22 protein-coding genes and 1 other RNA gene are annotated in these 25,961 nt (G+C 69.2%); 18 read left to right on the forward strand and 5 right to left on the reverse strand.

Going from position 1 to position 25,961, the window contains the following annotated elements; genetic code table 11:
- Positions 1-192: 192 nt before the first annotated feature.
- The 4 genes from ACWGIC_RS01280 (at position 193) to ffs (ending at position 3,599) form a co-directional block, all read left to right on the forward strand.
- The gene (locus ACWGIC_RS01280; RefSeq protein ID WP_452073871.1) at positions 193-2,553 is read left to right on the forward strand and encodes a sensor histidine kinase; all 2,361 of its coding nucleotides are present in this window, start codon (positions 193-195) and stop codon (positions 2,551-2,553) included.
- Positions 2,550-2,969 (forward strand): roadblock/LC7 domain-containing protein, encoded by a 420-nt coding sequence (locus ACWGIC_RS01285; protein WP_009084595.1) that lies wholly within the window; start codon positions 2,550-2,552, stop codon positions 2,967-2,969. The genes ACWGIC_RS01280 and ACWGIC_RS01285 overlap by 4 nt, the downstream gene beginning before the upstream one ends.
- Before the next feature lie 3 nt (positions 2,970-2,972).
- Entirely contained in the window at positions 2,973-3,494 is a 522-nt protein-coding gene (locus ACWGIC_RS01290; RefSeq protein ID WP_452073872.1) for a GTP-binding protein, read from the forward strand.
- Positions 3,495-3,499: 5 nt separating this feature from the next.
- Positions 3,500-3,599: signal recognition particle sRNA small type (ffs, locus tag ACWGIC_RS01295), an RNA gene on the forward strand.
- A gap of 7 nt (positions 3,600-3,606) precedes the next feature.
- Here the strand turns inward: ffs and ACWGIC_RS01300 are convergent.
- Positions 3,607-4,479, reverse strand: a complete 873-nt coding sequence (locus tag ACWGIC_RS01300; protein ID WP_452073873.1) for a spermidine synthase — start codon at positions 4,477-4,479, stop codon at positions 3,607-3,609.
- Positions 4,480-4,503: 24 nt separating this feature from the next.
- On the opposite strand from ACWGIC_RS01300, the gene ACWGIC_RS01305 reads away from it, so the two are divergent.
- Positions 4,504-6,576, forward strand: a complete 2,073-nt coding sequence (locus ACWGIC_RS01305; RefSeq protein ID WP_452073874.1) for a DNA polymerase III subunit gamma and tau — start codon at positions 4,504-4,506, stop codon at positions 6,574-6,576.
- Between the two features lie 124 nt (positions 6,577-6,700).
- On the opposite strand, the gene ACWGIC_RS01310 is transcribed toward ACWGIC_RS01305, so the two are convergent.
- Together ACWGIC_RS01310 and ACWGIC_RS01315 are read right to left on the reverse strand one after the other, a co-directional pair.
- Positions 6,701-9,811, reverse strand: a complete 3,111-nt coding sequence (locus tag ACWGIC_RS01310) for a TIM-barrel domain-containing protein (protein WP_452073875.1) — start codon at positions 9,809-9,811, stop codon at positions 6,701-6,703.
- A gap of 105 nt (positions 9,812-9,916) precedes the next feature.
- A complete protein-coding gene (locus tag ACWGIC_RS01315; RefSeq protein ID WP_452073925.1) occupies positions 9,917-10,735 on the reverse strand; it encodes an N-acetylmuramoyl-L-alanine amidase in 819 nt (272 codons plus the stop codon).
- Between the two features lie 139 nt (positions 10,736-10,874).
- Here ACWGIC_RS01315 and ACWGIC_RS01320 point away from each other — a divergent pair, with 139 nt between their 5' ends.
- Entirely contained in the window at positions 10,875-11,231 is a 357-nt protein-coding gene (locus tag ACWGIC_RS01320) for a YbaB/EbfC family nucleoid-associated protein (RefSeq protein ID WP_037808500.1), read from the forward strand.
- A gap of 3 nt (positions 11,232-11,234) precedes the next feature.
- Positions 11,235-11,831, forward strand: a complete 597-nt coding sequence (recR, locus tag ACWGIC_RS01325) for a recombination mediator RecR (protein WP_037808499.1) — start codon at positions 11,235-11,237, stop codon at positions 11,829-11,831.
- Positions 11,832-11,925: 94 nt separating this feature from the next.
- On the opposite strand, the gene ACWGIC_RS01330 is transcribed toward recR, so the two are convergent.
- Positions 11,926-13,035 carry a UDP-N-acetylglucosamine 2-epimerase gene (locus ACWGIC_RS01330; protein WP_452073926.1) on the reverse strand — a complete coding sequence of 370 codons (1,110 nt, stop codon included), beginning with the start codon at positions 13,033-13,035 and terminating at the stop codon, positions 11,926-11,928.
- Between the two features lie 72 nt (positions 13,036-13,107).
- On the opposite strand from ACWGIC_RS01330, the gene ACWGIC_RS01335 reads away from it, so the two are divergent.
- From ACWGIC_RS01335 to ACWGIC_RS01385, 11 genes are all read left to right on the forward strand, one after another.
- Positions 13,108-14,127 (forward strand): glycosyltransferase family 2 protein, encoded by a 1,020-nt coding sequence (locus ACWGIC_RS01335; protein WP_452073876.1) that lies wholly within the window; start codon positions 13,108-13,110, stop codon positions 14,125-14,127.
- Entirely contained in the window at positions 14,124-15,428 is a 1,305-nt protein-coding gene (locus ACWGIC_RS01340; protein WP_452073877.1) for a hypothetical protein, read from the forward strand. The genes ACWGIC_RS01335 and ACWGIC_RS01340 overlap by 4 nt, the downstream gene beginning before the upstream one ends.
- A gap of 84 nt (positions 15,429-15,512) precedes the next feature.
- On the forward strand, positions 15,513-17,477 hold the full coding sequence (locus ACWGIC_RS01345; protein ID WP_452073878.1) for a DUF6541 family protein: 1,965 nt from the start codon (positions 15,513-15,515) through the stop codon (positions 17,475-17,477).
- A 7-nt stretch (positions 17,478-17,484) separates the two neighbouring features.
- Positions 17,485-18,243 carry a glycosyltransferase family 2 protein gene (locus tag ACWGIC_RS01350; protein WP_452073879.1) on the forward strand — a complete coding sequence of 253 codons (759 nt, stop codon included), beginning with the start codon at positions 17,485-17,487 and terminating at the stop codon, positions 18,241-18,243.
- Positions 18,244-18,254: 11 nt separating this feature from the next.
- Positions 18,255-18,692 (forward strand): DUF2304 domain-containing protein, encoded by a 438-nt coding sequence (locus ACWGIC_RS01355; RefSeq protein ID WP_452073880.1) that lies wholly within the window; start codon positions 18,255-18,257, stop codon positions 18,690-18,692.
- A 44-nt stretch (positions 18,693-18,736) separates the two neighbouring features.
- Positions 18,737-19,213: a uridine kinase family protein gene (locus tag ACWGIC_RS01360; RefSeq protein WP_452073881.1), complete on the forward strand. Its 477-nt coding sequence runs from the start codon at positions 18,737-18,739 to the stop codon at positions 19,211-19,213.
- A gap of 438 nt (positions 19,214-19,651) precedes the next feature.
- Positions 19,652-21,334 carry an ABC transporter substrate-binding protein gene (locus ACWGIC_RS01365; RefSeq protein WP_452073882.1) on the forward strand — a complete coding sequence of 561 codons (1,683 nt, stop codon included), beginning with the start codon at positions 19,652-19,654 and terminating at the stop codon, positions 21,332-21,334.
- Between the two features lie 87 nt (positions 21,335-21,421).
- Entirely contained in the window at positions 21,422-22,423 is a 1,002-nt protein-coding gene (locus ACWGIC_RS01370) for an ABC transporter permease (RefSeq protein ID WP_452073883.1), read from the forward strand.
- On the forward strand, positions 22,420-23,355 hold the full coding sequence (locus tag ACWGIC_RS01375) for an ABC transporter permease (protein ID WP_452073884.1): 936 nt from the start codon (positions 22,420-22,422) through the stop codon (positions 23,353-23,355). Before ACWGIC_RS01370 ends, ACWGIC_RS01375 begins: the two co-directional genes overlap by 4 nt.
- Before the next feature lie 4 nt (positions 23,356-23,359).
- Entirely contained in the window at positions 23,360-24,355 is a 996-nt protein-coding gene (locus tag ACWGIC_RS01380; RefSeq protein ID WP_452073885.1) for an ABC transporter ATP-binding protein, read from the forward strand.
- Complete coding sequence (locus ACWGIC_RS01385) at positions 24,352-25,464, forward strand: ABC transporter ATP-binding protein (RefSeq protein WP_452073886.1); 1,113 nt, start codon at positions 24,352-24,354, stop codon at positions 25,462-25,464. Before ACWGIC_RS01380 ends, ACWGIC_RS01385 begins: the two co-directional genes overlap by 4 nt.
- Positions 25,465-25,523: 59 nt before the next feature.
- Here ACWGIC_RS01385 and ACWGIC_RS01390 read toward each other — a convergent pair whose 3' ends face one another.
- On the reverse strand, positions 25,524-25,946 hold the full coding sequence (locus tag ACWGIC_RS01390) for a YybH family protein (protein WP_452073887.1): 423 nt from the start codon (positions 25,944-25,946) through the stop codon (positions 25,524-25,526).
- Between the last annotated feature and the right edge of the window lie 15 nt (positions 25,947-25,961).

A 25,961-nucleotide genomic window follows, 5' to 3' on the forward strand; every position in this document is an offset into this window, starting at 1 on the left:
ACGACACGGCACAAGAGGGCATTGTCTAGATCTTGCGGGCCTCGCTAAGCTCTGCGCAGACGTGGGGTGTCCGACCATGTGCGTACCGCGACGAGTACTACCGAGAGTAGTAGCGTCCTGCGGGTGTCCCCGTTCGGTGCACTCCTCGCCTCGGTCTCGTCGGGACTCCTCGGGAACGGAAGGGTGACGTGGATGCGCGACGGTTCGGCCCGGTCGCACGAATCCGCCGCGCGGCTGCTTGACCGCCTCGGGATCCGCACTGTGCGGGCGCGAGTGACCGTGCTGGTCGTGGCCCCGCTGGTCCTGGTCGCCGCTGCGGCGGTCCCGCTCGTGCTCGCCCAGGTCACCGCCGCGTCGACGGCCGCGACCACTTCGGACACTGCGGCCCGGGCGCAGCGGGTCGGCGGCCTGGTTGGGCAGTTGCAGCGAGAAAGCCTGCTCACGGCCGCTTTTGTCGCTGACCCGTCGGCTACCAACGCGGCGCTCGTCCGGCAGCGGCAGGTGGTGGACAGTGCTGCGCACGGCGTCGCGGACAACCTGATCGCCCCGGGTGGCGCACTGACGAAACTGCGGCAGAACGCACTCAATAGGAAGATTTCCGTAGCTGACGTCGCATCTGGCTACGATTCCATGTCCACTGGAGTGATCGACGCACTGGGACTGGCCACTTCGGACGGCACCGGTGCCCGGCAGCTCAGCGCGCTCGACGCCTTGCTGCGCGCGGACGAGCAGCGAGCGGCCCGCGCGACCGCGCTGATCGCGTCCGCCGGAGTTGATCGCGCAGGTCAGCGCGCCGCTGTCTACGGAGAACAGTTCGCCCGGCTGGCCGGTAGCCAGGACGCGGCACAGCTCGCCGCGGTCGAGACCGGGACGATGGCCCAGCAGCTCGACCGGCTGGCCGCCGCGCCGCGGCAAGACCCGCAGTTTGTGTCCGATGTGGTCACTGCCGGTACTCAGCTCGCCGATCAGCGCGGCGCGGCGGAAACCCGGATCGCGGGCGCGATCGCCGGTGCCGCCTCCGCGAAAGCGTCCAGCGCGACCCGGACGGCGTTCCTCGTCGGCGGTGCCGCGATTGTCCTTTTCGGACTGGTTGCCGCTTTGTCCGTGCTGGCCGCGCGATCCGTCGTCCGGCCGCTGCGCCGGTTGAGCAGGCAGGCGCGCTCCACCGCCGACCTCGCCGCCGCTGAATTGGTTCAGGTCGCCGAGCCGGGATCGGGTCCGCCGCAATCGTCGCTGCCCGCGCTCGACGCTGGGACCGGCGGTGAACTGGCCGAGCTGGCCGAGGCGTTCAACCGGCTCCGCACCGCCGCGGCGGACGCGGTGACCGAGCAGGCAAACGCCCGCCGCGCCGGGGTTCAGCTGCTGGTCAGCACAGCCAAGCGCACGCAGAACCTGGTCGCCGGCCAGCGCACGGTGCTCGAGGAACTGACGCGCGGCGCGGACGATCCGGTGCTGCTCGCCGGGTTGCACCGGGTGGAGCACGCCGCGCTCCGGCTGCGCCGCACCGCCGACGATCTGCTTGTGGTGACGGGAAATCGCGACGAAACCCGGGTCGGCGGCCCGATCGAACTGGCCACCGCGCTGCGCTCGGCCGCCGCGGAAATCGACGACGAATCCCGGGTCCGGGTCGGCGAACCGGTGGAGGCGCTGCTCGCGCCCTCGCTGGGGATCGACCTGGTGCTGCTGTTCGCCGAACTGCTGGAAAACGCCGCCGCGTTCTCGCCGCCGGAGTCGCTGGTGGAGATCGCGACGGAATTCCAGCCGTCCGGCGATCTGCTGGTGCGCATCGCCGACCACGGCATCGGGCTGCCCGCGGACCGGCTGGCCGAGGAGAACCGACGGCTCGCCGAACCGGTCGGCGCGGCGTCCGGACAGCAGCTCGGCCTTGCCGTGGTCGGGCGGCTCGCCAAACGGCATTCGCTGCGCGTCGAGCTGAAGTCCACTTCGGACGGTGGCGTGACCGCACTGGTCTCGGTGCCGCAGGCGTTGTTCACCCGCGACGTGGATTTCCGGCGCGGACCGGGGCTTTTCGAGCCGGGGCAGGTGCCTGACCCGCGGCCGGTGCTGTTGCCCGCGCCCGCGATCGCCGCGTTGTCCACGCCGACGCCTGCCGGATTCCGGTGGTTCCTCGACCCGCCGGAGACCGAAACGGACGAGTCGGAGGCTGAAACTTCCGAAGCACCGGAATGGCCGGAGGCGGAACCCGAGTTCGCCCCGCTCACCGGCACGCTGGACCTCCCCGACGAGGCCGACGACGCGGCGGAGCCTGAAGCGTCTGGAGAGTCCACAGAGGACAGCCCGGACACGACGGACCCGTCGCCGACCCACCAGTTCACCGTGGTGCCGCCCGAATCCCGCGACGGCGTCTTCCGCCGCGTCCCCGGCGCGCAGCTGGCTCCCGGGCTCAAACTGCCGCAGATCGTCCGCACCCCGTTGCCGCGCCGCGGATTGCGGGATCCGGCCGCCGAACGGGCCACCTTCGACTCGTTTTCCGACGGCGTCGCCAAAGCACAGCAAGTCACCGCACAGCAGGCCGATCAAGGAGGATCATGACCGTTCCCGCCGCCGCGCAGAACTTCAACTGGCTGGTCAACCGCTTCGCGCTGCACACCGCAGGCGCGATCGCCGCGCTCGCGGTGTCCGCGGACGGGCTGCTGATCGCCGCGTCGCAGGACCTGGACCGCGCGGACGCCGACCGGCTCGCGGCGACCTGCTCGGCGATGCTCGCGCTGGCCCAGAGCGTGTCCGAAAGCCATCCGCTCGGCGATCCGGACAAGGTCGTGGTCGAACTGGAACGCGGCTACCTGGTGGTCTGCACCATCAGCATCGGCTGTTCGCTCGGCGTGCTGGCCAACAAACAGGCCAGCCTCGGCACGATCGCCTACGAGATGGCGATGTTCGCCAACCGCGCGTCCGAAGTCCTCACCCCCGCTCTCGTCGAGGAGTTGAAGAACACCGCGTTCGCCTGACCCGTGAAAATTCTCGTGCTTGGCCCGGCCGGAGCCGGGAAAACGACGGCGGTGCACGCCGTTTCGGAGATCGCGCCGGTGCGCACCGACGCCGGCGACACCACCGCGGCGCTCGACTTCGGCAGACTGGGCGAGGGCGAGCGGCGCCGCTACCTGTTCGGCGCGCCGGGACAGGCCCGGTTCTGGTTCCGCTGGCCCGACCTCGTGCGGGGCGCGGACGCCGTGCTCGTGGTGGTCGACCCGCGGCGGATCGCGGACGCCTACCCGGTGCTCGACGCGGTCGAAGGGCTGCGGCTGCCGTTCGTGGTCGGGGTGAACTGCTTCGACGGTCTGCTCACCCGCCCCCTGCACGACGTGCGCTGGGCGCTGACCGTGCGCGACGGCGTCCCGGTGCATCCGTTCGACGCCCGCGACCCGGCGTCGGTGCGCGAGGTGCTCGACCTCACCGAGGCCGCGGCGTCCTCGATGGCCGCGGCGGCCGGGGTGGTGCGGGGGTCGGAGGCCCGGCAACCGAGTCCGCTATAGTCGTCTGCGGGGACCCCCCGTGGCGTCCACCCTGTGAACTTCCCCAGGGCCGGAAGGCAGCAAGGATAAGCGGGCTCTGGCGGGTACGGGGGGAACCCGCTTTTTTTATGCCTTAGAACAGGCCGAGCACGTCGTCCGGCGGCGTCGGCGAGGGCAGCGGTTCCGCGTCGAAGACCGGCGCGGCCTTCCCCCGAAGCTGACGCAGCTCATCGCCGTGCACCACCCGCGCCGGATACGGCGACGACGCCGCGCGTCGCGTCAGCTCCGCCGTTGGCAGTTCGAGCCGTGAGGCAGCCAGAACGAGATTGCCGAACCGGCGGCCGCGCAGCACGCTGGGCTCGGCCAGCAGCGCGACGTGCGGAAACACCTCCGCCAGCGTCGCGATGAACCGGCGCGCGAACGGCAGGCCCGGCCCGTCGGAGATATTCGCCAGCATCGTGGCTCCCGGCCGCAGCACTCGCGCCACGTCGGTGACGAACTCGACGGTCGCCAACCCGCCGGCCAGCGTCGCGCGTTCGAAGGCGTCGATCACGATCAAATCCGCCGTCGCGTCGTGCCGGCTGCGCACGCCCGCGCGGCCGTCTTCGATCCGTACCCGCAGCTTCGGGACACTGCGCAGGTCAAGCTGTTCGCGGACCAGGTTGATCAGCGGTTCGTCGGCGTCGAACACCAGCTGCCGCGAACCCGGTCGCGTCGCGGCGACGTAGCGCGGCAGGGAACAGCCCGCGCCGCCGACGTGCAGCGCGTCGAGCGGTCCGGGCGGAAGGAAGTCGACCAGATCGCCGAGCCGGCGCACGTAGTCGAACTCGAGGTTCGTCGGGTCGTCCAGATCGACGTAGGACTGCGCCACTCCGCCCACCGAAAGCATCCACGCGTTGGGCCGATCGGCGTCGCGCAGCAGCTCGGCGGTCCCGAACCGCACCGGGTAACTGCCCGGTCGCGGGCCGCTCGGCGCACGGCCGCGACCGGAACGGGAGGGGCTCACCGTGCTCACTGTAGTCTCGGGCACGTGGCTCTCGCGCTGTACCGGAAGTACCGTCCGGCGACCTTCGCCGAGGTCGTCGGCCAGGAGCATGTGACCGAACCGCTGCGCACGGCGCTGGCCGCCGGGCGCATCAACCACGCGTACCTGTTCTCCGGGCCACGCGGCTGCGGCAAGACGTCGAGCGCGCGGATCATGGCCCGCTCGCTCAACTGCGCCAAAGGCCCGACCCCGGATCCGTGCGGCGAATGCAATTCGTGCCGTGCGCTCGCGCCGGAAGGCCCCGGCAGCGTCGACGTCACCGAACTCGACGCGGCCAGCCACGGCGGGGTGGACGACGCCCGCGAACTGCGGGACAAGGCGTTCTACGCTCCCGCCGAATCGCGCTACCGCGTGTTCATCATCGACGAGGCGCACATGGTCACCACGCAGGGCTTCAACGCCCTGCTGAAGATCGTCGAAGAACCGCCAGAGCACCTCATCTTCATTTTCGCCACCACCGAGCCGGACAAGGTGCTCACCACCATCCGCTCGCGCACGCACCACTACCCGTTCCGGCTGATCCCGCCGAGTTCGATGCGGGAACTGCTGGAGCGCAACGTCGCCGCCGAGGGCGCGACGGTCGAACCCGCGGTGTACCCGCTGGTGATCCGCGCGGGCGGCGGTTCGGCTCGCGACACCCAGTCGGTGCTGGACCAGCTGCTCGCCGGGGCCGGTCCGGAAGGCGTCACGTACCCGCGGGCGGTGTCGCTGCTGGGTGTCACGGACACCGCGCTGATCGACGCGGTGGTCGACGGGCTCGCGAACGACGACCCCGCCGAAGTGTTCGGCACGGTCGAAAAACTCGCCGACGCCGGGCACGACCCGCGCCGTTTCGCCACCGACCTGCTTGACCGGCTGCGCGATCTGCTGTTGATGCGCGCGGTCCCGGAAGCGGGCGAGCGCGGCCTGGTCGCCGCGCCGGACGACGAGCTGAAGCGGATGACCGAGCAGGCCGAGAAGCTCGGCCCGGCCACGTTGTCCCGCTACGCCGACATTGTCCACAGTGGACTTCTCGAGATGCGCGGCGCGACGTCGCCTCGGCTCGTGCTCGAACTGCTGTGCGCGCGGATGCTGCTGCCGTCGGTCACCGAGGCGGAGAAAGCCTTGCTGGCTCGGATCGAACGGCTGGAGCGGCGTCCGGCCGGAGCACCCGCGCCCAGCGTCGGTCCGGCTCCGGCCGGTGGCGGTGCCGCACCTGCTCCGGCTGTTTCCGCCGCGCCAGCGGAGGCTCCCGCGCGGTTCCAGCGGCCTTCGCAGCGTCCGGCTCAGGAAGCTCCCGCCGCTCCGGCCCGTCCGGCCGCGGAGGAACCGCCGCGTCCGGCTCGGCCGGAGGTCAGCCGTCCGGCTCCCGCTGAATCTCCTGCCCCGGCGGCTGCTGCGCCTGCTCCCGCTCCGGAGGCTCCCGCTGCTCCCCCTGCGCCAGCCGCTCCGGCTGCGGAGGAAGCCCCGTCGGCGGGCGGGATCGACGCGGCCAAGGTGCGCGAGAAATGGCCGCAACTGCTGGCGTCGCTGCGGAAGTTCACCGGCGGTCGCGCGCTCGAAGCCATGCTCACGCAGGCCACGGTCGCCGAAGTGGACGGCTCGGCGGTCACGCTGACGCACAAGTCCGAACCGCTCGCCCGGCGGCTGAGCGATCAGGGCAACGCGAGCAAGATCGCGGCCGGGCTGAGCGAGGTGCTCGGCGGCGAATGGCAGGTCCGCTGCGTGCACGGCGCGGCCGCGGCTGCCGCTCCGGCGCGGCAGGCCCCGCGACAGCAATCGGCGGCACCGGCTCCGGAGCGGTCGTTCACGCGTCCGTCCGCGTCCGCGCAGGCCCCAGCGGCCGCCGCGCCTCCGGCACCGCCGAAGCCCGCGGCGGAAACGCCGAGCCGCCCCCGCGTCGCCACGAGCGAACCGGACATCCCGCTCCCGCCCGAACCCACGGACGAGGACGACGACATCTACTCCGAGGACTCCAGCCCGGTCCCGCCGCCTCCTCCGCCGCCCGCGGAGGAGGACCCGGAGCAGATCGCGCGCAAGCTGCTGTCGGATCACCTCGGCGCGCGCCCGCTGGACTGACCGCCTCGTGAGTGCCTATGCCGGTTAGAACCGGCACCGCCACTCACGAGGCCCAGGTCCGCCGCAAGCTTCGGTTCCGCGCCCGCTTGCTGGGCCATGTGTCTCGTGAGTGCTCGTGCCGGTTCTAACCGGCGCGAACACTCACGACGTTGAGCGGGTGCGGCGTCGGTGGCGTTCGTACGGTCACGGTCCGGGTCGCGGCGTCCCAGGCCCAGTTCGCGCTGCGGCGTCCGTCCACGTACACCGCGGACGGCTTGGCGGCGTTGGTGAACCGCACAGTCCAGGCGCGTTGTGAGGTGCCGATCGAGAGCGTCGCCGAGCGGGCGTTTTCGGTGTAGCGCAAGGAAGTTGTGGACGGCTCCTCGTAAAGGGTGAACGCGCCGTTGTGGCCACTAGCAACCGTGACAGTCGCGGCGGTCTGCGGATCGTGCGCGTCACCGGCCACGTTTCCGCTGCGGGTGACCATGATTCCGCCCGAACGCACGAACACTGGCATGGTGTCCCAGCCCGTGGTGATCTGCGCGGTGGTGCCGCCGCGGTAGGTCTTGCCGGTGAAGTAGTCCGTCCAGTCGTTGCCTGGCGGGAACCAGACGCTCGTGGTCGCCGTGGCACCCGGGCTGGTCGCCGGAGCCACGAGGACGTCGGGGCCGTACAAGTATTCCCCGCCGGACTGGGCGTACGCCTCCTGCTGGTCCGGATACTGAAGGTACAGCGGCCGCACGATCGGCATTCCCGTGGCGGTGGCCTGCTGCGCGAGCGTGTACGTGTACGGCACCAGGTTTTCGCGCAGGTTCAGGAATTTCGTCGCGGACGCGTCTGCGGCCGTTCCGTACTGCCAGGGCAGCCGGTCGCTGTGGTTGGAGTGCAGCCGGTCGATCGGCTGGAAGGTGCCTAGCTGCACCCAGCGCGCGTAAAGATCGTCTGGCAGTTTGGTGCTGCCCGGTTCGGTGCCGGGCTGCTGCAACCCGCCGGTGTGGCCGCCGATGTCGTGGCTTACCGAAGCCAAGCCGGTCGCCGCGGATTCGCCGGGGGTGTAGCCGACCTCGAAAGCCAGTGTGGCCCAATCGGAAATGGTGTCTCCGGTGAAGTGCAGCGTGGTGCGCTTGTCCGCCCACGGTCCGGTCGGCACCGCTGTCGGCGAGCTGTATCCACCGGCTTGCAGCGAGCCATACGCGCGGGAGAACGCGAAGCCGCCGTGTTGTGCGTACTGCTGGTTGATCCACGCGTCCGGAGTTACCCCGGCGAGGCTGGATTTCGAGCTGTCACAACACCAATCGAGCCACCAGACGTCGTTGCCCTGCTGTTCCATCGGACGGTGCAGGTCGAAGTAGGCGCGCAGCTGGTCTGGGTCGCCGAAGTCGAAGACGTAGCAGTCTTTTCCGCAACTGGGCTGCAGTTTGCCCTTCGCGGTCGCTTGCGCGGCCGGGAATTGCGGGTCGTCGGCGCGGATGCTCGGGTGGATGTTCAGCGACGTGTGCAGCCCCTGGTCGTGCGCCCATTGGAAGAACGCCTTCGGATCCGGGAAGCGGGCCGGGTCGATTTCCCAGCCGTTCCAGCGGTCCGGCGATTTGAAGTCGGTGTCGACGACGAGCATGTCGAGCGGCACGCCCTGCGAACGGAACTTGGGCACGATCGTCTGCTGGAAGTCGGCGGCCGTGCGGTCGTAATACTCGGAGTACCAGACGCCGTACGCCCAGCGGGGCAGCAGCAGCGACGGTCCGGTCAGCTGAGCCAGTTCTTGCAGCGCACGGCCGTAGTCTTGGCCGTAGGCGAAGACGTAGCCGTCCTGGTAACTCTCGCTGCTGGGCCGCTGAGTGACGACCTTGGTGCGTGGGTCGTACAGCGCCGAGGCGGTGTCGTCGAGCAGCGACCAGCCGTCCTGGTAAAGGATTCCTGGCGCGGAGACCGCAGTTCCGTCGACGCCGTCGAGGCCGCGTCGGTAACCGCCGAGCGCTGCGTGCGGGGCGAGCAATACCGAATGTGCCGCGGTGACGGCGACAGTGTCGAGGTTGATATGGCAGTTCGGGTCCGGGCAGGACAGCGTGACGGTGTTGGTGCCAGCTTTGAGCTTGACTGGTATCGCTTTGGTACGCCACGAATTCCAGCTGCTAGTCGACGGTAGAGTCAGGTTGGTCGAAGTGCCGCCTGCTTGGAGTGTCAACGAGGTTGGCTGGGTTTGGCCGGAAACGGCGATTGCGTCGGCGTAGCGGAGTTGCAGATCGTAGGTGCCATCGGCGGGGACGCCGGTAATCGTCAGGGCATCAGACGCACCGGCTCGCTCCATGCCTGCGAGGAAGGCCTTGCCGGAGTATCCGTCGTGGTCGCTGGCCGGATGTGCGCCACCGGACAGCGCGCCTTGCTCGGCCTCGCAGAGGACACCGAACGCACACGGCGTCGGCGCGGGCGGGACGGGTTGTGGGTACGCGGCACCGGTGTTGACCACGGCGAGGCTGTCGATGTTGACGTTGCCTGAGTCCGCGGTGTCGCGTTTGACGGTGATCTGATGCTGTCCTGCGGGCAGGGCGATCGGTACGGTCGCGAGGGCCCAGGTGTCCCAGTCAGCGGTGGTCGGCAGCGTGACGGTGCGTGCGTTAGTGCCGTCCACGAGGACGCTGAGTGTGCGGGTCGTGTGCTGCCCGTCGCCGCCGGTTCCGTTGGCGTAGCGCAGATCCAGCTGTTGATCGCCGGGCGCGGTGACCCGGAAGGCCAGGCTGTCGCCGGGGTTGATGAAGCCCGCCGCGAAGCCGTCGCCGGTGTAGCCGCGGTGGTCGGTGGCCGCGCCTGGCCCGTTGAGCCGCAGTTGTTCGGCCTCGCAGAGCGTGCCGAACGTGCAGACCGGAGTCAGCTTGCCCGCCCAGGGCTTCGCGGTGACGTCCTGGGCGCCGGCGCGCAGCTGGACGGTCAGGTTGTCGTCGGAAAACGCGCCCGAGCCGAGCTTGTAGCGCAGCTGGACGGCACTGGTCCGGATGGTCAGCCAGCCGTCGCGTTTTGTTGCGGTGTAAGGGGTTTTGGCGAAACTGCCGCGACCGACCGCGTTGAACGTGCCAGCGTCGACGAACTTGGCGTCGCCCGCGTACTCGGTCCGGATGAGCGTCGGCGACAGGACTTCGAACCGCGCTTGCCCGGCGGTCACCGCTGGTGGAGCGGCCTCGGCGACTCCCGTCGACACCAGCGTGCCCGCCATGGCTGTCACGGCCAGCAGCCGTATCAGTCGTCCTCGGAGTGAAGTTGCCACCGGCGCCTCCTCGACAGGTCCCCAGCGACGGTAAGTCGGGACCGATCAAGGGAGAAGACGGTGTCCGGTGTTCTGTCCGCTCAGTAGCCCTTTCGGCTCTCTGCGTCAGGCGCCGGCGAGGTACGCCTCGATCGCCTTGGCGATGGCCTGCGCGTAGTGCGCCCGTCCCGCCGCCGACGACATCTGACCAGCCTCGTCGGCGTTGCGCATGTTGCCGCATTCCACCAGCACAGCGGGCCGGGTCGACAGGTTGAGCCCGGCGAGGTCGTTCCGCGGCGAAAGACCCGCCGAACCGATGTACGTGGACGTCGCGAAGCCGTCGTCGCGGATTCCGTCGCGCATCGTGCGGGCCAGCTTCAGCGAAGGTTCACCCTGCGCGGCGTTCAACGGCGGTGCCGAATACGCGACGTGGAAGCCGTGCGCGGTCGGCGAAGTCGAGCCGTCGGCGTGGATCGACACCACCGCGTCGGCGTTCGCGTCGTTGCCGATCTGTGCGCGCTCGTCGACGCACGGGCCGACGCCGGAGTCGTTCTGCCGGGTGTAGACGACCTTGATTCCCTTGGCCGCCAACGCGTTCCCGACCTCGCGCGCGACCGCGAAGGTGAACGCGTGCTCTGGGTACCCGGCGTTGGTCGACGTGCCGGTGGTGTTGCACGGCTTCGTCTGCCCGCGCCCGGCGGGCACCTTCCGGTTGATCTCGCCGGGGTGCGCGGCGTTGCCGCCGTTGTGCCCGGGATCGAGGACCACGACCTTGCCCGAGCCGACCGGAGGCACCGCGGACGTCGACGGCGGACTCGAAGACGAGGACGGCGGCGGTGACGGGCTGGACGACGGGCTCGGCGTCGCTGAACCGGCCGACGACGTCGGCGCAGCGGCAGGTGAGGGAGGCGTCTCGCCGCCGCCGGAACACGCTGTGAGCAGCATCAGGCCGGTCAGCAGCGGGAGTGTCTTCGCACGCACGCGACCACGGTGCCACAGCACACGCGTGCCGCCAGGACGGACTCGCCGGGTACGCGGCTAGGCTGGTACAGAACACCCAAACGCGGAAGGACCGAGTGCGATCATGGTGCAACCCGGCGGCGGCGGCTTCGACCTGTCGCAGATCATGCAGCAGGCCCAGCAGATGCAGCAGAAGCTGGTGGAGGCCCAGGAGGAACTCGCCAACACCGAGGTCACCGGCACCGCGGGCGGCGGTCTGGTCACCGCGACGGTGTCCGGCGACAGCCAGCTGAAGGGCCTCGTCATCGACCCGAAGGTGGTCGACCCGGACGACGTCGAAACACTGGCCGACCTGGTGGTCGCCGCGGTGCGCGACGCGTCGGCGAGCGCGCAGAAGCTCACCGAGCAGAAGCTGGGCCCGCTGGCAGGCGGCCTCGGCGGCGGCATGCCGGACCTCGGCAGCCTCGGCTTCGGCGGCTGACACTTGTACGAAGGTGTCGTCCAAGACCTGATCGACGAACTGGGCCGGCTGCCCGGCGTCGGTCCGAAGAGTGCCCAGCGCATCGCGTTCCACCTGCTGGCCGCCGACCCCGCGGACATCGCGCGGCTGCAGGACGTGCTGGGCAAGGTCAAGGAGGGCGTGCAGTTCTGCGAGATCTGCGGCAACGTCTCGGAACAGGAAACGTGCCGCATCTGCCGCGACGAGCGCCGCGACCTCACGGTCATCTGCGTGGTCGAGGAACCGAAGGACGTGCTGGCGGTCGAGCGGACCCGCGAGTTCAAGGGCCGCTACCACGTACTGGGCGGCGCGCTGGACCCGCTGTCCGGCATCGGCCCGGAGCAGCTGCGGATGCGCGAGCTGCTGAAGCGCATCGGCGAGGCTGATGTCCGGGAGATCATCATCGCGACGGACCCGAACACCGAGGGCGAAGCGACGGCGACGTACCTGGTGCGGATGCTGCGCGATTTCCCGGGGCTGTCGGTGACGAGGCTGGCGTCCGGGCTGCCGATGGGCGGGGACCTCGAGTTCGCGGACGAGTTGACGTTGGGGCGGGCACTGTCCGGGCGACGAGCACTGTAATTTCTTTGCCCTCTGACCGCCCGACTCGCCCCAAACGCGGGATCGCGTACTTAAAGGCGATCCCGCACGCGACGACGGAGTCGGCGCCAAAATTTCAGCAATAACCCAGTTGTGCCAACGAGTCCACCACGAGATCCGACGGATGGTACTTGTCCATCCAGGACACTCCGCGCCGGTTCTGGTATGCGGCAAGGAAATCCTGCAGCCGGTCCGCGCGCATTTCGGTCAGGATGACGTTCTCGCCGATCCCGACGTGCCGTTCCGTGCGCGCCCGGTGGACCGCACACGGCAGGCCGAGGTAGCCGCATTCCTCTTGCAGCCCACCGGAATCGGTGACCACGTACTCCGCTCGCGCGACTAGCGGCAGGAACTTCAGGTAGCGCATCTTCGGCTGTGCGATGAACTTGTCGTCGAACAGGTTGTCCAAGCCCAGCGCCCGGATCTTCTCCCGCTCCGGCGCTCCGGCCAGGTACAGGACCGGCATCTCGCGGCTCTGCGCGCGCAGGATTTCCAGTACCTCACGGTATTTGTCCGCGCGCGACACCAGTTCGAACCGGTGCAGGGTCGCCAGGCCGAACTTCTCCGGCAGGCCCGGCACGTCCAGCGGCTGGTCGACGACCTGGCGCATCGAGTCGATCGCCGTGTTCGCTTCGGTGTTCACCACGACGCCGCGGGCGTTGCGCAGGTTGTGCACCTCGCGCTCGCTCGGCGAGAAGTGGATGTCCACTAGCTTTCCGGCGATTTTGCGGTTCAGTTCCTCCGGCAGCGGCGACAGGATGCTGCCCGACCGCGTGCCCGCCTCGATGTGCCCGACGCGTGCCTTAAGGATCTTCTTGCCGATCAGCGCCCCGTACGGCGTGGTGAACGTGTCGCCGTGCACGAGCACCAGCGGCGGGCGGCCGTCCTCGGTCAGCTGGGCGCGCAGTTCGGTGCGGCGGCTCCACGCGGTGCGCAGGACTTGTGCCGCCCAGCCGGGTACTTGCGCGGGGGATTCGAGGTTGCGCGCCTGCGAGCGAGGCACGAACCACAGATCCGGTTCCGGGAGCCGCAGATCGGACAGGACGTCGGCGACCTCGTCCACGTGCTGGGCGGTGAACCAGAGCTTCGGGGCCGCTCCGCGATCGGCGATCCGGTGGAAGACCGGGGCGATCTTGATCAGCTCCGCGGTGGTGCCGACAATGAAGGAAATCACCGGGGGCCCAATCGATGGAAGGTCGACGACGGCGGCCAGGATACTGAACACGCTGGTCCGGCGGGTGCAGGGTAGCCTCGCCGCGTGAGTGCGAACCCGCTCCCGCCGTCGCTCAGCGTAGTGATCCCGGTCCGCGACGAGCAGGACTGGATCGAACGCAGCGTGGGCGCGCTGATCGCCTCCGCGAAGGCGGCGCGGTGGCCGGTCGAGGTGCTCGTCGTGGACGACGGAAGCACCGACGGCACGCCGCAGCGGCTCGCCCGGCTGCGCGAGGAACATGGGATCACCGTGCTGAGTCAGTCCAACGGCGGCCGGTTCGAGGCCCGCCGCGCCGGGATGGCGAAGGCGTCGGGCGAATGGCTGATGCTGCTGGACAGCCGGGTCATCGTCGACGTCGGCAGCCTCTCCTTCCTGCGCGAACAGCTCGCCGAGCACCCGGAGCGCGCGGTCTGGAACGGCCACATCCACGTCGCCTCCGAGCACAATCCCTACGCGGGCTTCATGGCCGGCCTCGTCGCCGTCGGCTGGCGGCGGTACTTCGCGGACCCGAAGCTGACGTCGTTCGACATCGAAGAGTTCGACGTCTACCCCAAGGGCACCACGTTCTTCTGCGCGCGCCGCGACCTGCTGGAGGGCGCGGCCGCCGCGTTCGAATCGCTGTTCGACGACGTCCGGCTCGCCAGCGACGACACCCGCATGCTGCGCTGGATCGCCGAACGTTCGCGTATTTACCTGGCCCCGCAGTTCTCCGCGATCTACCACGGGCGTGACTCGTTCAAAAAGTTCTACGCTCAGTCATTCTTTCGGGGGACCACGTATGTTGATTCCTACCTAAATTCACCCGGTCCAGCGAGAAACGCGTTATTTTGTGCGCTCGCTGTAAGCGTCGTCGGCGTCGGGATGGCGGTGAAAAAGCCGAAGACAACGGCCGCGCTCGGCGTGGCCGGAAGCGTCGCGGCCGCCGCGGTGGTGAAGAAGTGCGGGGCGACCAACGCCGAGGCGCGCGCGGTCAGCACCCTGCTGCCGGTCTTCGCGGTCGGCTTCGGCTCAGGGGTGTTTCGCGGGCTCTACCTCGCGTTACGGGCGCGGCTGCGGCGTCGATGAGCGTGACCGGCGCTGAGGAGACGGCCAACGGAGTCGTCCGCGACACCCGCCGCACCGCGGGAAAACTCGGCGGTTCGCTGGTCGCGTCGATCATCCTGGGCTACGTCCTCACCGTCGCTTGCGCGCGGCTTCTCCCACCGGATCAGTACGCCACGTTCGTCACCTTCTGGGGCCTCCTGATGGGCCTCGGCAGCGCGCTTTCCCCGCTGGAGCAGGAGCTTTCCCGCCAGTCCGCGGTGGCCGCGCTGACCGGCGGTCTCGCTGGCCGGGGTGCGCTGCGCGCGGTGGCGGTCGCCGCCGCGATCGCCGTCGCGTTCGGACTAGCGCTGCTCTTCCCGCCGGTCAACGACCGGCTTTTCCACGGCGCCTGGGAACTCGCCCTCGTCGTGCTGGCCGGCGGCGTCGCGTTCGCCTGCCAGTTCGGCGTTCGCGGACTGCTGATCGGGCAACACCAGGTGAAGCAGTTCGCCTGGCTCGTGGTCGCCGAGCCGGCGGTCCGCGCGCTGGTGCTCGGCCTGCTGGTCGTCGCGACGGCATATCAGCTGGACCCGCTCGCGCTGGCGGTCGCGGCGGGATCGTTCGCCTGGCTGCTGTTCGTCCGCCAAGGCTGGCGGCTGCTCGACGTTCGCGCCGAAGGCGACGGCTGGCCGGTGACCGTCCGCCGGATGCTCATGCTGCTGCTCGGCGCCGCGCTCACCGCGAGCGTCATCACCGGTTACCCCGCGCTGGTCGGCCTGCTCGCCCCGGGCGGCGACCGCGACCGGCTCGGCGCGGTCTTCGCCGCGCTGGTCATCGCGCGGTTGCCGTTGACCTTGATCGGGCCGGTGCAATCGTTTGCGGTGCCGTTCGTCGTCCGGCTTTCCGCCAGCGAGGCCGGACGGCACCGGCTGCGCCGGGTGCTGCTGCTGGGCACGGGTGCCTCGCTCGCGCTGGCCGCGCTCGGCGCGCTGGTCGGCCTGCTGATCGGCCCGTGGGCGGTGCGGTTCGTCAACGGCCCCGGCTACCAGGTCGACGGCTGGGCGGTGGCCGGGCTCGTCTGGTCCTCGGTGCTGCTGGTGCCCATGCAGTTGCTCACCGCCGTGCTCGTCGCGCGCGCCCAGGCCAGGCGCGTGTTGATCACCTGGGCGGTGGTCGCGGCGACGGCTTCGGTTCTCCTGCTCGCGGTGCCTGGCGACACCGTGCCGCGCGCGGTTGTCGCGCTCGCCGCCGCGCCAATGACCGGTCTTGCGGTTGTGCTCGCATTTGTTCTTGCCAATTCGTCGGCAGCGGCAATGCGCGCCTCCCGTGAAACGTCGGCTTAGCGCCGCAGTATTGTGACTTCGCAGCCGCCGGCATCGGTGTGCGGCGAAGGGTAAAAAGCCGATCAGGTTTGGACCGCGAATTCGATGAACGTTCTTCTGGTGCTGCTCGCATTCTGGGTGCCCGGGCTCGTCTTCGGGGCCGCCGTCCGGCTGCGCGGATGGACTCTCGCGGCCGCCGCGCCGTTGCTCACCTTCGGGGTCGTCGCGCTCGGCGTCCCGGTGCTCGGCGGACTCGGCATCCGCTGGACGATGCTCGCCGTCGCGCTGTGGACCCTGGTGCTCTCCATCGCCGGTTCCGGGCTGGCGTTCGCGGCGCAACGGCTGCGCGCGCGCCGGCATCCGGACTGGACGGTCGAGGAACTGCCGAAGCTCACGCTGCGTGACCACGTGGTGATGGCGGCCGGCGTCGCCGCCGGGCTTGCCGTGGGCGCGATCGCTTTCCTGCGCGGCAGCAACGGGATCGACACCGTCCAGCAGGGCTGGGACGCGCCGTTCCACGGAAACCTGGTCCGCTGGATCGCCGAACACGGCGACGCCCGGCCGTCCACGGTGGGCACGATCGCGAATCTGCCGGGCCAGTCCGACTACTTCTACCCGGACACCTACCACGCGCTGCTCTCGCTGGTCTTCGGCAAGGCCGGGCTCACCATGATGCCCACGCTGAACCTGGCCGCGCTCGCGGTGATTTTCACCGTGCCGGTCGGTGTCGCGGCGATGTGCCGGGTGTGGGGCATGCCGGCGCTCGGCACCGCCGCGGCCGCCGCGGTCACCACGTGGTTCAGCGCGTTCCCGTACGACTCGTTGTGGCGCGGTCCATTGTGGCCGTACGTCGCGGGTGTCGCGCTGCTCCCGGCGATGCTCGCGCTCGCGCGGTACCTGCTGAAGCCGGACGGAATCGCGGGTCCGGTCGCGCTCGGCGTCGGCGTCGCCGGGCTGTGCGGCCTGCACACCAGCCTCGTGTTCGTGCTCGCCGTCTACTTCCTGCTGATCTTGCTCGCGGTGCTGCTGCGCTACGAGAAGATCGAATGGTGCCGCAGCGCGCCTTCGCTGATCGCGACGATCGGACTGGCGATTGTTCTCGGCGTGCCGCTCGTGCTGCCGTCGCTGTACAACGCGAGCGGCGTGACGAGCGCGTACTGGCCGCCGGAGGCGACGCTCGCCGGCGGCCTCGGCGAGACGCTCACCTTCTCCCCGATGTCGGAGTTTCCGCAGTGGTGGATCGGCGTGCCCGCGTTCATCGGGATCGTGCTGATGGTGCGGCACCGGCGGATGCTGTGGCTGGTCGGCGCGTACGTCGTGTTCGGCGGTCTGTTCATGGTCACCGTGTCGCTCGAATCGAACCTCGTGCAGAAGGTCACCAGCGTCTTCTACAACGACCACTGGCGGATCGCCGCGCTCGTGCCGCTCGCCGGTGCGGTCGCGTTCGGCGAGTTCGCGCACACGGCTGTCGCCTGGCTGGTTCGCAAGACGCAGCCGCGGGTGAAGCTGAAGCCGATCGCGCTCACCGGCGTCGCTGTGCTGCTGCTGGCTGTGGTGCTCGGCGGGCTGAGCAGGGGCGGCTACATCGGACGCAACGCGGTGCGGTTGGCGACCAACTACACGGACCGTTCCACGGTGTCCAAAGGGGAGGAAGTCGCGTACGCCTGGCTCGGGCAGCACACGATGCCCGGCGAGCACGTGATGAACAGCAAGGCCGACGGTTCGATGTGGATGTACGCGCTGTCCGGCGTGATGCCGGTCGAGTGGAACTTCTACGGCGCTGCGCCGAACACCAGGGCCGCGTACCTGAGCGACCGGGTCGACCAGATCGGTGAAAACCCGCGGGTTCGCGAAGACCTCGCCGACCTGCACGTGCGCTACGTGCTCCAGAGCCACGGCCCGGCCGCGCACAACGCGACCCCGTCGGCTGGCGTGGCCCGGATCGCCGAAGGCCCGGCGTTCCGGGTCGTCTTCCGAAATTCGGACGTGACGATCTACGAGATCGCGGGCCAGTCCGGGGCCGACGGTTCCGCCGCCGCGCCCGGAGCTGGCACTCCGCACGGGAAGTGAGCGGCTGATGGTGGCTTTCGTGCCCGGCTCACCGGTGAGCACCCGTCGCGTGCTCATCGTGATTCCGGCCCTCAACGAGCAGGACTGCGTTTCGTCGGTGCTCTCCCAGGTCAAGCGGTCGCTGCCGGGCATGGACGTGCTCGTCGTCGACGACGGTTCGGCCGACCGCACCGCCGAACTCGCCCGCGAAGCGGGTGCGCGGGTGGCTCGGCATTCGGTGAACCTCGGCGTGGGCGGCGCGATGCGCACCGGATTCCGCTACGCCGTCGCGCGCGGCTACGAAGCCGTGGTCCAGGTCGATGCCGACGGACAGCACGACCCGGACGAGGTCGGCGCGCTGCTGCGGCTGCTCGACGGGGGAGCCGACATCGCGATCGGCTCGCGGTTCGCGGGCAAGGGCGCGTACCGGGCGGTCGGGCCGCGCAAGTGCGCGATGGTCGCCCTGTCGCTGGTGTTCAGCAAGCTGTCCGGGAACAAGCTCAGCGACGTCACGTCCGGGTTCAAGGCGATGGGGCCGCGCGCGATCCGGCTGTTCGCCGCGTCCTATCCGGCCGAATACCTCGGCGACACGGTCGAGGCGCTCGTGATGGCCATCCGGGCGGAGCTCACGATCGCGGAAACCCCGGTCCTGATGCGGGAACGGGCGAGCGGCAGGCCGAGCCATTCACCGGTGAAGTCCGCTGTGTACCTGGGCCGCGCGGGGCTCGCGCTGCTGCTGGCCCTGGTCCGCCGTCGTCCGTCCGTCGGTTCTTCCGACGCCGCGTAGGGAGGGCTCCCATGGCAGGCTGGCGCGTACTGAGCATCGTCATCGCGTGTCTCGTGCTGTTCGTCGTCATCGAGATGATGCGACGGCGGAAGCTGCGCGAGAAGTACGCGGGCATCTGGCTCGTGGTGGCCATCGGAGTCGTGGTCCTCGCCGTGGTGCCGGCGGTGGCGAATTTCGTGGCGCACCTGACCGGCGTCGAAACCCCGTCGAACTTCGTCTTCTTCCTGTCCGGAGTGGTCCTCGCGCTAGTGTCGCTGCAGCTCTCGACCGAGGTCGGGCGCCTGGAGGAAGAGGTGCGGACCGCGGTCGAGGAGACCGCGTTGCTGCGCTGCGAACTCGAAGACGCTCATCGCCAGCTCGAAGCGCGCATCGCCGAACTGGAGAAACGCACGTCCGCACCTGACAACGCGGGCGGCCTGACCGAAGCGAGGCCAGCACGCGTTCTCTGATCTCCGCACTGCTCGCCGCTCCGCCCCGGCTCGGCGGCGTCCGGGTGCTCGCCATCGACGGTCCGTCCGGGGCCGGGAAGTCCACTCTCGCCGCCGAGGCGGTCGAAGCTCTCGGGCCGCGTGCCGCGCTGATCAGCACGGACGCCTTCGCCACCTGGGACGATCCCGTCGCGTGGTGGCCGCAGCTGGAAGACGGCGTGCTGACGCCGCTGGCGCAGGGCCGTTCCGGCGAGTACCGCCGGATGGACTGGACCTCCGGCGCCCCGCGGCCGGGCGAGCGGGTGCGGGTCGAGGTGCCCGAGGTGCTGGTGCTGGAAGGCGTGTCGAGCGGACGCCGGGCGGTGCGGTCCCGGTTGACGCGGCTGTGCTGGGTCGAGGGCGGCACCGAGGCTGAACGGTTGTCCAGGGCAGTCGCCCGGGACGGCGAGGCGGCGCGCGGCGAACTGCGCCGCTGGCAGTTGTTCGAGCGAGGGTGGTTCGCGGTCGACGGCACGCGCGAGGCGGCGGATCAGCTGGTCTGAACAACCGGAATCCCTGCTCGGCATCGGTTTGCGGCGGCCGAAAGCGCTATTGCGCGGAATGCGCGAGCCCGGGAAACTTCGAGTACATTCGGGCTGTTTCGCTGCCCTTCACGGGCAGCCCCCGGCGGTCTCCGGAGGGGTTCCGGCGGGGTTCCGGAACATCCACCGCACCCGGAACGGACAACCCGGTCGCTTAGGCCAACTGGGTGAGCAAACCGCCACTCAACGTACCAAACCGGCAGATTTCGCTACGCAGAGCGCACAATTGCCGACACGTTGCGGTCAATTTGGGGTTTACGTAGCGCGATCGTAACCTCGCGTGCTTAAGCGGAGGCCGAGTTCCCGCTAGTGTCACCGAACACACCGGTCGCACTGGTCTTCCCGAACTGACCGCCGACGGTGAATTTCGATACACCGAACATTCCCAAGGGGTGCCAGATGCAGCAATTGCGGCTGACCCGAACACGCCGGGCAGCTCTGATCGGGCTCGCGGGTGCGCTCGCGGTCTCGCTGTCCGCGTGCGCGGAATCGAAGCGCGACGAGTCCGGAGGCGGTGGTTCCGGGGGCACCATGGTCTTCGGCAACACCGGCAACCCGAAGATGTTCGACCCGATCTTCAACGACGAGGGCGAGACCTTCCGGATCACCCGGCAGATGCTGGACACGCTGATCCAGAACAAGCCGGGCACCGCGAACCTCGCCCCGTCGCTCGCCACGAAGTGGACGTCGAGCAACGAGGGCAAGACCTGGACCTTCGACCTCAAGCAGGGCGTGAAGTTCAGCGACGGCACCCCGTTCGACGCCAAGGCCGTCTGTTTCAACTTCGATCGCTGGTACAACATGAAGGGCGCCACCGCCCAGAGCCAGATGATCTACTACGGCGACGTCTTCGAGGGCTTCGCGCACAACGAGGGCACCACCAAGGGCGAGCCGGTCTACAAGAGCTGCGAGGCGAAGGACGACCACACCGCGGTTCTGAACCTGAACCGCGCGAAGGGCGCCTTCCCCGCCGCGTTCACGCTGCCGTCGTTCGCGATCCAGAGCCCCGACGCGCTGAAGAAGTACAACGCGGACAACATCACCGGCTCCGGCACCTCGATCACGTACCCGGAGTACGGCTACAAGCACCCGACCGGCACCGGCCCGTTCAAGTTCGAGGGCTGGGACCAGGGCAACGGCCAGATCACCTTGGTGCGCAACGAAACCAGCACGATGCCGCAGCCGGCGAAGCTGGACAAGCTCGTGTTCAAGGTGATCCCGGACGAGAACGCCCGCAAGCAGGCGCTCAAGGCGGGCGACATCAACGGGTACGACTTCCCGGCCCCCGCCGACTACGGGCTGCTGCGCAACGAGGGCGAGCAGGTGCTGATCCGCCCCTCGTTCAACGTGCTCTACCTCGGCATCAACCAGAAGGGCCCGAACGGCGCGAAGCTCAAGGACCCGCGCGTCCGCAAGGCGCTGGCCTACGGCATCAACCGCGAGCAGTTCGTGCGCTCCAAGCTGGCCGAGGGCTCCGAGGTCGCGACCGAGTTCGTGCCGAAGGCGATCGACGGCTACACCGACGACGTCGCCAAGTACCCGTACAACAAGGAACAGGCCAAGCAGCTTCTGAAGGAAGCCGGCGCCGAGGGCATGTCCCTGAAGTTCTACTACCCGACCGAGGTCACCCGGCCCTACATGCCGAACCCGGCCGACACCTACACCGCGATCTCCGAGGACCTGAAGGCCATCGGCATCAACGTGCAGCCGGTCGCGGAGTCGTGGAACGGCGGGTACAAGGACGACGTGCAGCAGAACAGCAAGCAGGACATCCACCTGCTCGGCTGGACCGGTGACTACAACGACGCGGGCAACTTCGTCGGCACCTTCTTCGGCCGCCCGAAGCCGGAATTCGGCTTGGAGGAGCAGTCCCTGTTCCAGGCGCTCTCCGCCGCGGACGCCGCGCCCGCCGGCGAGGCGCACACCAAGGCGTACCAGGAAGCCAACAAGAAGATCATGGAATACCTGCCCGCCATCCCGATCGCCTACCCGACGCCGGCGATCGTGGTTGGCCCGAAGGTCAAGGGCGTGGTGGCCAGCCCGCTCACCGACGAACGCTTCGACACCGTCACGATCGGCTGACGTGCTCCACTGAGCAGCCAGGCCAAGGGCAGGTGCTACCGCGCCTGCCCTTGGCCTCGTTCCCGGGCTGTACACAAAGGACTACTCGTGCTCCGTTTTCTCGTGCGTCGGCTGCTACAAGCGATCCCGACGCTCCTTATCCTGTCCATCCTGGTGTTCGCCTGGTTGCGCTCACTCCCCGGCGGGCCCGCGTCCGCGTTGCTCGGGGACAAGGCGACCCCGGAAAAACTGGCGAACCTGAACCACGTGCTCGGCCTCGACCAGCCGATTTTCGTGCAGTACTTCAAATTCCTCGGCCGGGCGATCACCGGCGATTTCGGCAATTCGCTCGTGTCCTCCCGTCCGGTGATGTCGGAGATCGGCACGTTCCTTCCCGCCACCATTGAACTGGGCATTTCGGCGATGATCATCGCCGTGGTGGCCGGCATTTCGTTCGGCTACCTCGCCGCCCGGTTCCGCGGCCAGATCGTCGACAACGTCATCATCGTGCTGACCCTGGTCGGCGTCGCGGTGCCGATCTTCTTCCTCGGCTACATGATGCAGGACCTGCTTTCCACGCCGCTCGGGCTTCCGTCGCAGGGCAGGCAGGCCCCCGGCATCGACGCCACGGTCGTCACGCATTTCGCCATTCTCGACGGAATGATGACCGGCGAATGGGACGCGGTCTGGGACGCGATCAAGCACCTCATTCTTCCCGCGCTCGCGCTCGCCACCATTCCGCTCGCGGTGATCACCCGGATCACCCGCGCGTCGGTGCTCGACGTGTTCAACGAGGACTTCATCCGCACCGCGAACTCGAAGGGCCTCACCCAGCCCGTGGTCCGCCAGCGGCACGTGCTGCGCAACGCGCTCCTGCCGGTGATCACCACGATCGGCCTGCAGACCGGCGCGCTGCTCGGCGGCGCCGTGCTGACCGAGCGAGTGTTCAACTTCCGCGGCCTCGGATTCCTTCTCGCCGAAGGGATCGACAAGCGGGACTACCCGCGGCTGCAGGCGCTGCTGCTTCTCGGGGCACTGGTCTACGTGCTCGTGAACATGCTCGTGGATATTTCTTACGGGCTCATCGACCCGAGGGTGCGTGTGCGGTGAACACTCTGCTGAACAAGAAGAAAGAGCCGATCGACAAGCTCGCCGCGGCGTCGGCGGGCGGACGCAGCCTCGGGGCCGAGGCGCTGCGCCGGATGCTGCGCAGCCCGGTGGCGATCGTCGGCGGCGTGATCACCCTGCTGTTCCTGCTGCTGGCGATTTTCGCGCCGCTGCTCGCGCCGAAGGACCCGCAGGTCCGGTATCTGCAGGACAAGGTCATCCTCGGGCGAGGCATCATTCCGGGCGCACAGCCCGGTTTCCCGCTCGGCGTCGACGATTTCGGCCGCGACTTCCTGTCCCGGCTGCTCATCGGCGCACAGCAGACGCTGCTGGTCGGCGTGCTCGCCACGGTGATCGGCGTGCTCATCGGCGCGCTCATCGGCGGGCTCGCGGGCGCGTTCGGCGGCTGGGTCGACACCGTCCTCATGCGACTGGTCGACGTGCTGCTGGCGTTTCCCTCGCTGCTGCTGGCGATTTCGATCGCGGCGCTGTTCGCGAAGCCGAGCCAGTGGACGGTGATCATCGCAGTGTCGATCATCGGCGTGCCGATTTTCGCCCGGCTGCTGCGCGGTTCGATGCTCGCCCAGCGCGAGGCGGACCACGTGCTGGCGGCGACGTCGCTCGGCGTGAAGCGCACGACGATCGTGTTCCGGCACATGCTGCCGAACTCGCTCGGCCCGGTGATCGTGCAGGCGACGCTGACCCTGGCGACCGCGATCCTGGAAGCCGCGGCGCTGTCGTTCCTCGGTCTCGGCGATCCGGACCCGACCCGCGCGGAGTGGGGTTTGATGCTGGGCAGCGCGTCCCAGCACTACCTCGACATCCGGCCAGAGCTGGCGTACTACCCGGCCATCGCGATCATCATCGTGGCGCTCGGGTTCACCCTGCTCGGCGAGTCCCTCCGCGAATCCCTCGACCCGAAGAACCGGCGGTGACCCCGTGGCACTTCTCGAAGTCCGCGACCTGAAGGTCGTGTTCCAGCGCCGCGGAGAGCGTCCGTTCACCGCGGTCGACGGCGTGAGTTTCGACGTCGAACCCGGCCAGACGGTCGGGCTGGTCGGCGAGTCCGGCTGCGGCAAGTCGGTGACCTCGCTCGCGATCATGCGGCTGCTCGCCAAGCGCGGCAACACCGTCACCGGTTCGGTGCGCTTCGAGGGCACCGACCTGCTGACCCTGTCCGACCGGGAAATGCGCGACCGCCGCGGCCGCGATCTCGGCATGGTGTTCCAGGATCCGCTGTCCTCGCTGAACCCGGTCATCCCGATCGGGCTGCAGATCACCGAGGTGCTGGAGCGCCACCGCGACATGCCGCGCAAGAAGGCGCGGATCGAAGCGGCGGAACTGCTCGACAAGGTCGGCATTCCCGACCCGACGCGGCGGCTTTCCGAGTACCCGCACCAGCTTTCCGGCGGGATGCGGCAGCGCGCGCTGATCGCGATCGCGCTGGCGTGCCGTCCCCGGCTGCTCATCGCGGACGAGCCGACCACCGCGCTCGACGTGACGATCCAGGCGCAGATCCTCGCCCTGCTGCGGGAACTGGTGCAGGACACCGGAACCGCGCTGGTGATGATCACGCACGACCTCGGCGTCGTCGCCGGGCTCTGCGACGAGGTCAACGTGCTTTACGGCGGCCGGATCGTGGAGCGCCAGGAGCGGCATTCGCTGTTCGCGCAGCCGCGGCATCCGTACACGCACGGCCTGCTTGCTTCGATCCCCCGGCTCGACGAGGGCCGCGGCGAGAAGCTGGTGCCGATCCGCGGTTCGGTGGCCGACAACATCCCGTGGGACGGCGGGTGCGCGTTCGCGCCGCGCTGCCCGAACGCGGTGGCGGCCTGCCTGGAGAATTCGCCGGAGCTGGTTCCCGACCGGAACGGCTTGCTGCGCTGCCACAACCCGGTGCAACCCGCCGTGGCGGCAGGAGGAGGGACCCGATGACGGTGGCGAACACCGACGACGTGCTGCTCGAGGTCACCGACCTCAAGGTGCACTTCCCGATCAAACGCGGCATCGTCGTGGACCGCACGGTGGGCCATGTGTTCGCGGTGGACGGGGTCGACCTGTCGATCCGCCGCGGCGAAACCTACGGCCTGGTCGGCGAATCCGGCTGCGGCAAGTCCACGCTCGGCCGGGCGATCCTGCGGCTCAACGAGCCGACCGACGGCAAGGTCGTCTTCGACGGCACCGACGTCGCCCAGCTCAAGGGCGAGGAGCTGCGCAAGGCGCGGCGGCGGATGCAGATGGTGTTCCAGGACCCGATGTCGAGCCTGGACCCGCGCCAGTCGGTCGAGTCGATCCTCGTCGAGGGCATGCGCGCGCACGGGCTGGACAAGGACAAGGAGTCCACCGCGAAGCGGCTGCGCGAACTGCTGCACGCGGTCGGTCTTCCGGAGACTTCGCTGCGGAAGTACCCGCACGAGTTCTCCGGCGGCCAGCGGCAGCGCATCGGCATCGCGCGGGCGCTGTCGGTGGAACCGGACCTGATCGTCGCGGACGAACCGGTGTCCGCCTTGGACGTTTCGGTGCAGGCGCAGGTGGTGAACCTGCTGGAGGATCTGCAGGACGAGCTCGGCCTCACGTACGTGGTGATCGCGCACGACCTCGCGGTGGTCCGGCACATCTCCGACCGGATCGGCGTGATGTACCTCGGCGCGCTGGTCGAGGAGACGACGTCGGAGGAGCTGTACCAGAACCCATTGCACCCGTACACGAGGGCGCTGCTGTCGGCGATCCCGGTGCCGGACCCGGTGGTGGAGGACAGCCGGGAGCAGATCCTGCTCGCCGGCGACCTTCCGTCGCCGGCCAATCCGCCCTCGGGCTGCCGGTTCCACACGCGGTGCCCGTGGAAGCAGGAAAGCCTGTGCGACACCGATCGCCCGCAGCTGCGCGAGATCGGCGCCGGGCACCGGGTGGCCTGCCACTACGCGGAGGACATCCGCGACGGCCGGATCCAGCCGCACAAGGTCGAGGTGGAACTGGTCGACGCCGCGGCGCTGAACCCGGACCTCGGCCCGCCGGACGTCGGTTCGGCCGCCGAGATCCTCTGAAGCGTCCGTGAAGGGCTCCTTGAGGGAATTAGATTCCCTCAAGGAGCCCTTCACGGCTTTCAGGGCTGGAGGTCGACGGCGGCGCGGAACGAACCGTCCATGTGGAACGGCGTCGAGCTGTGCTCGTGCGTGATCAGCCAGCCGTTTTCCTGCCGCTGCAAGGCAAACGTGCTGCGGAACCAGAGCGTGAACGATTCGGTCTCGCCCAGCGGCGTCGCGGTCAGCTTGGTCAGCGCCGCCACCACCGCCAGGTCGCCGGACACGGTGATCTCCTCGTCGTGGTGGGTGCGGGAAATCGGGCCGTCGAAGGTGCTGAACCACTGCGTGACGTAGTCCGCGGAAGCACCGGTCGTGGCCAGCGGCGGGGCGAGGTCGAATCGGACCGCCTTGTCGGCGTAGCAGGCGACGACCCGCTCCGGGTCCTTCGCGTGCGTCGCGGCGGTGTGCTCGGCCAGCAGGTCGCGGATCTCGTTCTCGGACATCCTGTGTTCTCCTTT

The sequence above is a fragment of the Amycolatopsis sp. NPDC054798 genome, from assembly GCF_053611505.1.